We start from the raw sequence: 12,050 nt of genomic DNA on the forward strand, positions 1-12,050 counted from the left end.
TATTTAAAGCGGTATCTCGCTAAACCCATGCCCGCCGCTGCGGGCATTTTTCTTTTTACCTTAAGGCGCGACCTCCATGCTCAATTCAAGGCCATATCAAAGCAAGCCATCCACCAACGATAGCGAACCACAGCCTTGCCCAAAATGCGGCTCTAAACCCGAAGTTACTAAAGCGGGATCTAACCGCTGCTGGGTGCAATGCTCTAAGTTTGGCAAAAACGGTAATTGCAGCGCCATCTCTCAGCAAGGCACCACTAAAAAAGAAGCTATTGTGCTGTGGAACAAGCTGAAATAAGCCACTCCTCCCCGCGATGTTCGCTTTAGCCGTACAATCAGGGGATGAATACGATACCTCCATTCGCAAATTTAACCCCCGATTGCGTCATGAATGCAATCGATAGCCTTGGCCTGCCTTGCGACGGCAGGCTGCTTGCGCTTAATAGCTATGAAAACCGCGTGTATCAAGTGGGCCAAGATGATGGCCCGCCCTTGGTCGCTAAGTTTTACCGCCCTGAGCGCTGGAGTAGCGAGGCTATTTTAGAAGAGCACGCCTTTACACTGGATCTGGCTGGGCGAGAGCTGCCGGTGGTGCCGCCAATTATTCATCAGGGCCAAACTCTGCATCAATTTGCAGGCTTTCAATTTGCCATTTTCAATAAGCACGGCGGCCGTGCACCCGAGCTGGAATCGGCCTCCACCTTAGAATGGATGGGGCGTTTTATTGGCCGCATTCATGCCGTTGGCGCGCTAAAGCCCTTTGCCCATCGCCCTGCTCTGAATATCGACACCTTTGGTATTGGCCCAAGGGACTTCTTGCTTAGCCACGACTTTATCCCTGCCTCGCTCAAACCCGCATGGGAAAGCGCTATTGCCTTGGCATTAGAAGGTGTTCGCCGCAGCTTTGATCGCGCTGGCGATGTGGCGCAAATCCGTCTGCATGGTGATTGCCATATTGGCAATGTGCTCTGGACCGATGCTGGCCCGCATTTTGTAGACTTTGACGACAGCCGCAGCGCCCCTGCTATTCAGGATTTATGGATGCTGCTATCGGGCGATCGCAGCGAAATGACGCGACAACTGATTGATATCTTAATCGGCTACGAAGACTTTTGCGATTTTGACCCGCGTGAGCTGCATTTAATTGAAGCGCTGCGCACGCTACGACTGATTCATTACTCCGGCTGGTTAGCCCGCCGCTGGCACGATCCCGCCTTCCCCGCCGCCTTTCCTTGGTTTAATACCGAGCACTACTGGCAAGATCGCATCTTAGAATTGCGTGAACAGATTGCCCTAATGGATGAACCCACCTTAGTGGTTTAAGCCAGCAGATCCCATCAGCCTTTTAACAAAGGGGATGGGATCTAAATAACAAAGCACCAGTCCATGCACCTTACACCACCCGCCGCCCCTGCACCCATGTACCAACCACGGCTAAGTCTGGGCTAATCAGCGTTAAGCTGGCTTTTTTACCTATGGCGATACTGCCCAAATCGGCCAGCCCCAGTGATCTGGCGGGGTTACGGCTGGCCAGTGCCCATGCACGCTCTAGCGGCAAACCCAACCATTTTTGGGCGTGGCGCACGGCGTCGATCAGATGCAGGGTACTGCCTGCCAGCCCGCCCGCTTCAGTACGCACCACGCCATTTTGCATAGTCACCTGCATTTCACCCAGCTGATACGCGCCATCGCTCATGCCGGTGGCGCGCATGGCATCGGTAATCAGCAGTAGGCGCTCTTCTCCACAGCAAGAGAGCGCAATTTTAACTGCAGCAGGATGCACATGATGTCCATCGGCAATCATCTCTACATCGCAGCCATCGGTGGTAAGCCCTGCGCCAACTACACCAGGATCACGGTGATGTAGGCCACGCATGCCGTTATAGCAATGCACAATACCCTGCGCGCCCATCTGTAAAGCGTGCAAGGTTTGATCGTAGCTGGCGTCGCTATGGCCAATCAGTACTCGCACGCCTTTGCGGCGCAGCCATGCAATGGCCTCATCCGAACCTGCCAATTCTGGTGCCAGCGCAACCGTATGCAGGGAATCACCCGCAATATCCAGCCAAGATTGTAGCTCGCTCATATCCAAGGGCCGCATCCATTGCACCGGATGAGCACCACAGCACTTGGCGGTAAAATAGGGGCCTTCCAAATAGCTGCCTAGCAACTCTGCCCCAGGCAAACCCCGCTCGCGGCTGCGGCGAATTTCAGTTAAAGCGGCCGCAATGGCTGGCATCGGTGCGGTCACCGTAGTGGCCAAAAAGGCCCCCACACCAAAGCGGGCAAAATGCATAGAGATTTCATCCAGTGCATTGCTGCTGGCGTCCATGGTGTCAAACCCCGCAGCACCGTGCACATGGCTATCAATCAGCGCGGGCATCAGCCAGTTGTCACCCAGATCAAGATCAAAATCGCCCCCCACTAATAAGGCCGCGATCTTGCCATCGGCCGCGATCTCAAGCACGGCGTTTTCCAGCCAGCCGTGCTCGCTTAATATCCTTGCCGCCCGTAAACGCTGCGTTTTACAAGGCATTAGCCGCCCCCTCCCGCTTGCGGGCTAAGCGCTCGGCAAGGCTGGTTACACCGCTTTTACCTGCTGCCACCAGCCGCTGGCGAAACTGGGCCACATCGTGAATCTCATCACGCTCAAACAGCATTTCAGCAAACATTTGTAAATTAAGCCCCGCAACCACTTCGATATCGCTGTGCTCCTGAGCAATGGTGCTTGCGATACGAAACGGCGAGCCACCCAGCAGATCTGCTACAAACACCACCCCCTCACCTTGATCCACGCTGGTGATGGCTTGCCTTAATGTGGCCTCTAGCACTGCGGTGCTATTGCCTTCAGGAAAATCAACCGCGCATAAGGCCGCCTGCTCGCCAAACACCTGAATAATGGCTTCTTGCATGCCACTGGCGATACGGCCATGGCCCGTTAAAATTAAGGCAATCATTTTCTCTTCCTTTTAAAGCAGGCGTTAACCCATACGGGGCCAACGCCTAGATCAAACGTCGATTACAAAAAGCCAAGCAATTTACCGGCCAAACCAAACAATACCGTTACGCCAATCAGCTTCACGGGTGAATAGCCTTTTTTCATCAAGCCATACATCAATAAAGTAAACAGCAGTGGCAGCAGATTAGGCATCAGCTTATCCAGCACATCGGTCTGCAGCAGAATCTTGGCCTTACCCGCGTGAATCTCTAAAGGGGTAGCAAGCCGCACATAAGAGGCCACCAGCGCACCAATCACCGTCATCCCAACAATGGATGCGGCATGCGATATTTTTTTGGTACTGTTTTTTAAGGCGCTGATCGCCCCCAAGCCAGCGCGGTAGCCGTAATGCGCCAGCCCAAATCGCAAACCAAAGTGCAGCGCATTAAATAGCAATAAAAACACCACAGGGCCAAACAAGCTGCCTTCTAATGCCAGCGCCGCGCCAATCCCCGCACAGATAGGCAACCAAGTTAGCCAAAACATCGCATCACCAATCCCCCCCAAGGGGCCCATCAGCGCCACCTTTACCGCGCGAATAGTGGAGATTTTTTCCTTATTCTGCTCCATAGCCAGCACAAGGCCAGATAAAAAAGTCACGTCAAAGGGATGCACATTTAAAAACTCCATATGCATTTGTGCCGAGTTGCGCAAATCATCAGGGTTTTTATGGATTTTGCGTAAAGCGGGCAAAATCGTGAACAACCAGCCACCCGCCTGCATCCGCTCATAATTAAAAGAGGCCTGCAGGGCAAGGGAGCGCCACGCCATGCGATTGATATCTCGCTTACTTAAGGGCTCGGCTGGAGTAGCGTCGATATAATCATCGCGCTCTACTTGGCTACTGGCCAAGGCTTGCTGCATGCGTAGCTCGGCTTTGGCCGCGCTGGCGGCTTCGGTATCATTAAATCCCATCATCCACCTCCACACTGCGGGCAGCCTGAGGCTGTGCGCGATTAGTATTAAAGTAATCTGCCATTGCGATCGCCAAAGCGCCTAATGCCACGGCCAAAATTGGCATTTTTAGGTAAGTCACTGCCACAAAACCCATGATGAAATAAGCGATGTAATTGACTTTCAGCATGATTTTCATCAGCAGAGCAAAACCAATCGCAGGCATCATGCCGCCAGCCACACTTAGGCCATCAAGCACCCATTTAGGTGCTTTTTGCACCACGGCACCGGCTGCTTCTGCGCCAAAGTAAATCGGCAAAAAAGCCATCACAAAATAAAAGACAAACAGGGTGAGCATACCTAGGTAATTTACCCATTCAATGCCCCGCCAATTAGCCTCTTTTACCATCTTGTCGCACTTGTGCATCATTGGCGAAAAGGCGGTAAACAGCACGGTAATGCAGCCTTGCACCGCAATCGAAAACGGCACTGCTACGCCAATGGCTACCGTTGGCTCTGCCTTGGTTAAAATGGCAAAAGCCGTGCCAATAATGCCGCCGATCACCACATTAGGCGGCTGCGCCCCCGCTAGCGGCACCATGCCCATCCAAACCAACTCTAAAGTCCCACCTACCAGCAACCCCGTTTGCACATCACCCAAAATCATCCCCACTAAGGGGCCAATCACCACCGGCCGGTGCATATGCGTTAGGCCATCGAATAAATCGACCCCCGCCACCCCTGCCAACAGCGCAATCAATAAAGCTTCGAACAACATGATGTCACTCCCCTGATGGTTACAGCAGCTTAGAAACAAGTTCGCCTGATTCATCCGGTACGCGGCGAATCTCACAAATCACATGCCGCGCAGCGAGCTCGCGAAATGCTTCCACATCAGCAGCATCCACCGACACTGTTTTGTGAATCTGACGTTTTCCTTCAGCAAAATGCATATTGCCCACATTTACCGCGCTAACCGGCACCCCGCCTTTAATCAGAGTCAGTACGTCTTGCGGGGTTTTACACACCAGCAAAATCTTTTGGTGGCTCGCCGCGTTATGAATCACATCGATGGTTTTTTGCAGCGTGAAATAACGGGTTTGCACCCCTTCTGCCACCACCATATCCATTAAGTTTTGCTGGATCGGATCGGCCGCCGCAGCGTCATTTGCTACCAGTAGCAAATTAGCCCCAAGGCTACCCACCCAAGTCACCCCTACTTGACCGTGTACCAGGCGGTTATCAATACGGGTTAGTAAAATATTTGGCCCAGCCATGTTGTTCTCCTAATTTTTTTAGACCACATGGGAGTAGATTTTTACCCCCTGCACCACGCGATTCACTTCGCCTGTTGGGCAAGGATTATCTGGGGCCAGACCCAGCGCCAGCGCGCTTTCAAAGGCAAAGAGCTGGGCAAAGAGTAGATAAGGCAGGGCGTAATAAATATCATCTAGCCCAGCAATATCGATCTCCAACAGCGGCAGATTTGCGCTGCTTTTTGCCCCTAAAGCCAGCACCTGCTGGGCTATGCCATTGGTGATGAGCTCTGCGTGCAAATCATCGTCGTAGCGGCGGGTGTCTGATTTGGCTGGAGCCATAAACATCACCACACAGCTTTGGGCGTCGATCATAAATTTAGGGCCGTGACGCACGCCAAGCGTGGAATCAAACCGAGTAGCAATACGGCCAGCAGTGAGCTCCAGCATTTTGAGCGCGGCTTCTTCTGCCAGCCCTGCCATCTCGGCGCTACCCAGATAAATCACCCGCTTAAACCCTTGGCCCGCCAACGCTTTGGCCTGCACGGCCCAGCTATCTAGCTGCGCCTCACAAAAAGCCGCCACGCTTTCAATTTGCTCTTTCGCCCGGCTTAGCAATATCCCTGGCGAAAGCATCATGGCAGCAGCCACAAACATGCAGCTAAAGCTAGAAGTCATAGCAAAGCTCTGATCATTTGAGCCCTCAGGCATCAGCACACAATACGCATGCGGATTAGCCACGCTATAGCGCGCCAGCTCGCCCTCTGGATTACACGTCAGCACCAAATGGCGGCAATAAGGCAAGAGCTGATCGGCAAGCTTTACGGCGGCTACGCTTTCTGGGCTATTACCGGAGCGCGCAAAAGACACCATCAGCGTGGGCCGTGCGGGGTCTAAAAACGCCAGCGGTTTACTCACAATATCGGTGGTCGACACCGCCTCAACAGATAAACCAAAACTCGCGCGTAACCACGGCTCCAAAGCGCGGCCAGCAAAGGCAGAAGTGCCTGCCCCGCATAAGATAATCCGCAGGCTGGGGGTAGAAAGCACATCTAGCATCCAGCTTTTCCACTCCAGCTTGCTTTGGATCAGCCCATGAGTTAGCTCACGCCATAGCCTAGCTTGCTGGCTAATTTCACGGGCGGTATGTAAGGCGCCAAGATCTGCAAGGCTACTTGGCTCATAAGCAAGGTACTTCATGCTTTCACCTCCTGCGCCATACCGCAGGCTCGAGCATAGAGGCCGGTGACTTCCATAATTTTGTCCACCACCCATGCCTCGGGGCTTGCCGATAATAATCCTGCGCTGATTTTTTTAGCTTGCTCAGGCAAGTACTGGCTGATGAGGGTAGGCAGAGGCGGCTGGCGGCGCAGATTATCAAACAACTTAGCCACCGCAGCGCTTACTTCTGGGTGCGGCCAGTAATAGCGAATCCGGTCTGATAAGCTGTAATTGCGATCTAGATATTGCTGATGCCCCGCTTGCTCGTAATAAGCCAGCCAGTAATCTGGTTCCTCTTTCATGACTTGGCTTAGCGTGTCTTTTAGATGGGACGCCGCAAATTCGCCAATGGCCTCACGCTCGATCGCATCTAATGCAAACATGGCTTCGCGCAGTGCAAACGTTAAACCCGGGCCTACTTTTAGAATGGCAAAGTGATCTTGCACCAGCTTCTGTAAAGACGCCTCACTTTGATAATCTGTAGAGTGCGCTTCATAGACCATAGGCTGGGTAGTGATAAAATGGCTCAACGCAGCGGCCTTATCACGCTGATAACGCACCACTTTATGGTTATCAAATTCCACCCCTGGCTGCACCACCATGGCAATCACCCTAGACCAAGCCGCTGCACAGCCTGCATCGGCAAACACCTGCTGATGCACGGCCAAGGTTTGCGCCGCCGCCGCAGGCGAAGTCACCTCCACCCCATCTAATGATTCTTGCGCTCCGCCCGGCACGGGCACTTCGGTGCCAATCACATACACAGGCGCTTCCCCGCCCGCCATTTGCCATGCACCTTCAGCAACCTGACACAAAGCTGCGGCACGTTTTGCCACTGTGGCATCGCTTAACGGCACCGGATCACCAGCGCAAGACATCGAGCAATCTAAATGAATTTTGCGAAAGCCTGCCAGCACATAAGCACTGACCATTTCGGCGGCTTTTGCCATGGCCTGCGCGGCAGGCTCTTTCTGCCATGCATTAGGGCCTAAATGATCCCCGCCTAAAATAATGCGAGCCTTTGCAAAGCCCACTTTATCGGCAATTGCAAATACATAATCTTTAAAATTAGCCGGTTTCATTCCGGTATAGCCACCAAATTGATTCACCTGATTTGAGGTAGCTTCAATTAAGACATAACTATCGTCTTGCAAACCTTGGCGCAGTGCCGCTTCTAAAACCAGCGGGTGGGCCGAGCAAATAGAATAAATCCCATTTGACTGCCCTTGTTTATGCTGGTTAATTAATTTTGTTAAATAAGACATAAAGGCTTACTCCTTTAAAAAACTTTATTCCGCCACAATCACGGTTACACCCATCTTTATCAGTGCCTGCCGGTATTCATCGCTAATCCCACTGTCTGTAACCAAAATATCCACTCGTGGCATTTTGCAAATGACGCAAAAACTACGCTTGCCAAATTTACTAGAATCAGCCAATAAAATAATTTGATCACAAGCCGCCAACATGGCACGGTTTAATTGCGCATCCTGAGCGTTGGTGGTGCTTACGCCAGCGAGCAAATCAATACCATCTGCACCAATAAATAATTTATTAAAGTGATGTAATCTAACGGCCTGTTCAGCCTCTGGCCCACATAAAGAATAAGAATCTACCCGCAACGTGCCACCCGTCATCATGACGGTAAAGCGCGTATCAGCAACTAATTCGCTGGCCAGATTTAAAGCATTGGTCATTAAAGTAATTTTTTTATTGTTGGCAATATGGCGGGCCAATAAAGCTACGGTAGAGCCTGAATCCACGATAATGGAATCGCCATCGTCTACCAGCTCTGCCGCTCTCTGGGCAATTAATTGTTTTGATTCTGAACGAATATTTTCTTTTTCTCTGAATTCAAGCTCAAAAGAAAAATTTTGAGAAAGCGTTGCCCTACCATATGAGCGGCTAATACAACCACTTTTTTCTAATTCATCTAAATCATGCCGAATAGTAACGGCAGACACGCCCAATTCATTGGCCAGCACGCTAACATTGCAACTGGCATGCTGGCGCAATAAATCCACAATTTTTTCATGCCGCGTTTGCATGCGTTTTATGGGTAATTTTTTATCCGACATTGCAATCTCTATTGCTCATTTTCTGAGCCGCTAAAAGTAAAGTCAGGCAGAAAGTAAATACAATCTATTCCTTCACTACAAAGCGTGTCAACGAATTAATTTGCGACTTAAAAGGTGGATATTTTCTAGTTAGCATAAGGTAGATAGTGAATAAATCACGATAAATGTAGGATTAATACGTAAAAAATACAGCAAAAGAACAGGATAAACACAGAGTATTTATGAAAAAAACCAAGAACTATCAGCAGTACCTATATCAAAAAGAAGTAAAACTACATAAATTTTCAGCTAAGCTGCAAATATAAAAGCCAATTACAATGAAACCAAAACGAAAGCACTACACATTAAAAACTTTCGTTTCAATCCATAAAATCCGTGTATTTTTTACAAAAAAAAGCGCGACTTGCGCCGCGCTTTTTTCTTATTAAGATGTGCTAGTTAGTCCATGCCCCTACTTCACCGGAATCTTCACTTCACCCGCCGACACTGCCGTCACGCTGTTTTGTGGGCTGCCATCGATTAGGCGGTCAGAATAGGTGAGGTAGATGAGCGCGTTGCGCTTTACGTCCACCATCCGTACCACCTGCACTTGTTTAAAAAACAGCGATGCCGATTCAGAAAATACCTCTTCTTTTAACGGCAGTGGTTTTTTAAAGGTAAGTTTGCCAATCTGGCGGCAAGCAATAGAGAACTCGGCCTTATCCTCGGCAAGGCCTAACGAGCCTTTTATACCGCCGGTTTTAGCCCGCGACATATAACAAGTCACGCCTTCTACCTTTGGATCGTCAAAGGCATCGACCTGCACCCGGTGATTGCGGCCGATAAGTTTAAACGCGGTGGTCACCGAGCCTACTTCTTCTGCCAAGCTCACGTTACTGATCATTAAGCTGGCTAAAACCAGCCACCATTTATTCATTAAATGCCCCCATAGATTGCCAAGCCCCGATTGCTGCGCTTTGTTGCGCCGCTTCTAGTACTTGCATAATAAATACGCCTTCTTCCGGCGTAACTGGGTTTTTAGCCAAGCCCAGCACCGCATCGCGAACCGCAGCGTAATAATCTGTATATTGCCCCAGCGGCATGACAATTTCTTCACTACTCACCAGATCATTCACGCTGTGATGCAATAAACCAGGCAGTGGATCCAGCCCAAAGCCTACTGCGTCTGGCAATAAACCGGCTTTAAGCTGGCTCTCTTGCGTGTCTAAGCCATGCTTTTCAAAACTTGCCGAACTGCCGTGCAGCATATAACGCGGCGCACCGCCACTGACTAAACAGCTGGCCGATAATTTTACCCGCATGGTTGGATAGCGCAGCAGCACATGAAAATCGTCCACGGCTTGCGCACCGGCTCGGCGCTGTTGCAAATCGGCAAACACGGCTTGGGGCATGCCAAATAGCTGTAGAGTTTGATCGATCAGATGTGGGCCAAGATCAAACCACAGGCCGCTACCCAGCTCGGTATTTTCTCGCCAGCGATCACGCGTTTGCGGGCGATAGCGATCAAATTGGCTATCAAACTGGGCGATTTGCCCAAGGCGACCACTGGCAAGTAGCGCTTTTAAGCCTAAGAAATCGGCATCCCAGCGGCGATTATGAAAAATCGACAAAATCTTTCCTGAGTCTTTTGCCCGCAGCGCTAGTTCTGTCGCCTGAGCCACGGTCAAGGTAAAGGGCTTATCCACCACCACATGCTTGCCCGCTTCCAAAGCTTCACAAGCCAAGGGATAGTGGCTAGCATTCGGCGTGGCCAATACCACCAAATCAATCTGAGGATCATTAATCAGCGCCAGCGCATCGGGTAACACCCTTGCTGCGGAATAGCGATCTGCTACCAACTGCGGCTGGCTAGATGCCACCGCACACAAATCTAAGCCTGGCGTGGCTGTAATCAGCGGCGCATGAAAAGTCTGCCCCGCATAGCCAAAACCAACCAAACCTACTGCTAAATTCTGTTGCATGTTTTTCCCCTTATTTTATCCACACAGCGGCCTAATCCATATTACCTGTGGACCGGTGGAATTACCCCACCCTATTCAACCTATACAGCTCGTAAAACAGCAAGATTTAAGCACAAAAAATAGCTTACCTTATGACTACAAAATAAAAACACAATCTTTCACCATTAAAACAAAAAGCCACAGCCATCACTTCGTAGGCAAAATGGAGGGCGCTGCTTTATCTTGGGCGCAGCAAGCAGCCCTCCTCCTTATTTATGATGTTGCTTCGCTTGTAGACTCGCCTATTTATGTACTCTGCCCCCTCCTTTATGTATAAGGGCTGGCAATAGTTGTTATTTAGTTGATAGCGACGTCCAATCCCACAATCACCCACATGGAAACGGCATGATTCGCCTTCACTCGCAGATTACAGAGCTTGCAGCCACTGAATGGGATGCGCTGGCTGGCACGCAACCTTTTGTAAGCCACGCCTATCTAGCCGCACTAGAGCAAACGGCGGCCGTGGGTGGGCGTAGCGGCTGGGAGCCTTGCCATCTAGCCGTAAGAGATGAAGCACAGCAGCTCATTGGTGCAATGCCTTTATATCGAAAAACCCATTCCTATGGCGAATATGTGTTCGATTGGGCTTGGGCCGATGCATATCAGCGCCATGGCTTAGATTATTACCCCAAGCTGATCAGCGCGATTCCCTTTACGCCAATTACTGGCCCTAGGCTGCTGGCAAACGACGATGCCACGCGGCAAATTTTGCTTGCCGCCGCCGTGGCAATTGCGCAAGAAGCGGGCGATTCATCGTTTCATCTATTGTTTCCTGAGGCCAATGAAGCCACTCTGGCGCTGCAAAGTGGCCTTATCCCGCGCTGCGATGTGCAGTTTCATTGGCTACGTGGCGATTGGCGCGATTACGCCGATTTTAGCGACGCACTCACCCGCGATAAACGCAAAAAGCTGCGGCAAGAACGGCGCAAGGTGAGCGATGCGGGAGTAAAGATTATCCGTAAGCGCGGCAGCGAGATCAGTGAGGCAGACTGGCATTTTTTTTACCGCTGCTACAGCAACACCTATATGGAACATCGCTCAACACCTTATTTAAGTTTGGCTTTTTTCTTACAAATCGCCAGCAGCATGCCGCAAGCTTGCTTACTGGTATTAGCTTACCAAGCAGGCCAACCGATTGCAGCAGCGCTGAATATTGTTGGCCCAGATCGGCTATATGGGCGTTATTGGGGCGCGGCATGGGGGCCAGCGGGGTTTGTGGCCAATCTACATTTTGAGTTGTGCTTTTACCAAGGCATTGAATTTGCTTTGGAGGCAGGCTTAGATGCATTTGAAGGGGGTGCACAGGGCGCACATAAACTGGCCCGTGGCTTTGTACCGGTTAGCACTCAATCGGCGCACTGGCTGGCCCACGCTGGCTTTGCGGATGCCATTGATCAACACCTAGCCAAAGAGCGTCTTGCCGTAAACCAATGGCAAAGCGAGCTAGCACAGCACCAACCCTTTAAGCGTTAGCGCAAAAGCGTACCTGATTATGTCTCTTGCTCAATTGAGGCTTGAAATACCCCTCTTGGACAAGGTTTAGCCTGCATCACGGCTTTGAGTAATCGAGGAATCAGAGCGCACAGGTCTGCTCGACGATTGAAAC

General features: G+C 50.9%; 13 protein-coding genes. 3 read left to right on the forward strand and 10 right to left on the reverse strand.

Translation table 11 applies throughout. The features are described 5' to 3' along the window. The first annotated feature begins 76 nt into the window (after window positions 1-76). Window positions 77-295, forward strand: a complete 219-nt coding sequence (locus R6242_RS13120; protein WP_130108070.1) for a Lar family restriction alleviation protein — start codon at window positions 77-79, stop codon at window positions 293-295. Between the two features lie 44 nt (window positions 296-339). Next, window positions 340-1,320 carry a serine/threonine protein kinase gene (locus R6242_RS13125; RefSeq protein WP_318427515.1) on the forward strand — a complete coding sequence of 327 codons (981 nt, stop codon included), beginning with the start codon at window positions 340-342 and terminating at the stop codon, window positions 1,318-1,320. A 70-nt stretch (window positions 1,321-1,390) separates the two neighbouring features. On the opposite strand, the gene nagA is transcribed toward R6242_RS13125, so the two are convergent. The 10 genes from nagA to R6242_RS13175 all read right to left on the reverse strand — a co-directional run bounded on the left by nagA (window position 1,391) and on the right by R6242_RS13175 (window position 10,405). Further along, the gene (nagA, locus tag R6242_RS13130; protein WP_318427516.1) at window positions 1,391-2,533 is read right to left on the reverse strand and encodes an N-acetylglucosamine-6-phosphate deacetylase; all 1,143 of its coding nucleotides are present in this window, start codon (window positions 2,531-2,533) and stop codon (window positions 1,391-1,393) included. Beyond that, window positions 2,523-2,954, reverse strand: coding sequence for a PTS galactosamine/N-acetylgalactosamine transporter subunit IIA (gene agaF / locus R6242_RS13135; protein WP_318427517.1), 432 nt, complete (start codon window positions 2,952-2,954; stop codon window positions 2,523-2,525). Before agaF ends, nagA begins: the two co-directional genes overlap by 11 nt. A 62-nt stretch (window positions 2,955-3,016) precedes the next feature. Then, window positions 3,017-3,913 carry a PTS system mannose/fructose/sorbose family transporter subunit IID gene (locus R6242_RS13140; RefSeq protein ID WP_318427518.1) on the reverse strand — a complete coding sequence of 299 codons (897 nt, stop codon included), beginning with the start codon at window positions 3,911-3,913 and terminating at the stop codon, window positions 3,017-3,019. Beyond that, complete coding sequence (gene agaW / locus R6242_RS13145) at window positions 3,900-4,667, reverse strand: PTS N-acetylgalactosamine transporter subunit IIC (RefSeq protein ID WP_318427519.1); 768 nt, start codon at window positions 4,665-4,667, stop codon at window positions 3,900-3,902. The genes R6242_RS13140 and agaW overlap by 14 nt, the downstream gene beginning before the upstream one ends. Window positions 4,668-4,686: 19 nt before the next feature. After that, window positions 4,687-5,166, reverse strand: coding sequence for a PTS N-acetylgalactosamine transporter subunit IIB (gene agaV, locus R6242_RS13150; protein ID WP_318427520.1), 480 nt, complete (start codon window positions 5,164-5,166; stop codon window positions 4,687-4,689). Between the two features lie 18 nt (window positions 5,167-5,184). Continuing rightward, window positions 5,185-6,345, reverse strand: coding sequence for an SIS domain-containing protein (locus R6242_RS13155; RefSeq protein WP_318427521.1), 1,161 nt, complete (start codon window positions 6,343-6,345; stop codon window positions 5,185-5,187). Further along, window positions 6,342-7,631, reverse strand: a complete 1,290-nt coding sequence (locus tag R6242_RS13160) for a D-tagatose-bisphosphate aldolase, class II, non-catalytic subunit (RefSeq protein WP_318427522.1) — start codon at window positions 7,629-7,631, stop codon at window positions 6,342-6,344. The genes R6242_RS13155 and R6242_RS13160 overlap by 4 nt, the downstream gene beginning before the upstream one ends. A gap of 24 nt (window positions 7,632-7,655) precedes the next feature. Continuing rightward, window positions 7,656-8,444, reverse strand: coding sequence for a transcriptional repressor AgaR (agaR, locus tag R6242_RS13165; RefSeq protein WP_318427523.1), 789 nt, complete (start codon window positions 8,442-8,444; stop codon window positions 7,656-7,658). A 451-nt stretch (window positions 8,445-8,895) separates the two neighbouring features. Beyond that, window positions 8,896-9,360, reverse strand: coding sequence for a CreA family protein (locus R6242_RS13170; RefSeq protein WP_293938083.1), 465 nt, complete (start codon window positions 9,358-9,360; stop codon window positions 8,896-8,898). Next, window positions 9,353-10,405 (reverse strand): oxidoreductase, encoded by a 1,053-nt coding sequence (locus tag R6242_RS13175; RefSeq protein ID WP_318427524.1) that lies wholly within the window; start codon window positions 10,403-10,405, stop codon window positions 9,353-9,355. The genes R6242_RS13170 and R6242_RS13175 overlap by 8 nt, the downstream gene beginning before the upstream one ends. Window positions 10,406-10,789: 384 nt before the next feature. Between R6242_RS13175 and R6242_RS13180 the strand changes: the two genes are divergently transcribed. After that, complete coding sequence (locus R6242_RS13180) at window positions 10,790-11,917, forward strand: GNAT family N-acetyltransferase (protein WP_318427525.1); 1,128 nt, start codon at window positions 10,790-10,792, stop codon at window positions 11,915-11,917. Window positions 11,918-12,050 lie beyond the last annotated feature (133 nt).

Origin of the sequence: Iodobacter sp. CM08 (assembly GCF_033446605.1) — a bacterium.
Classification (GTDB): Bacteria; Pseudomonadota; Gammaproteobacteria; order Burkholderiales; family Chitinibacteraceae; genus Iodobacter.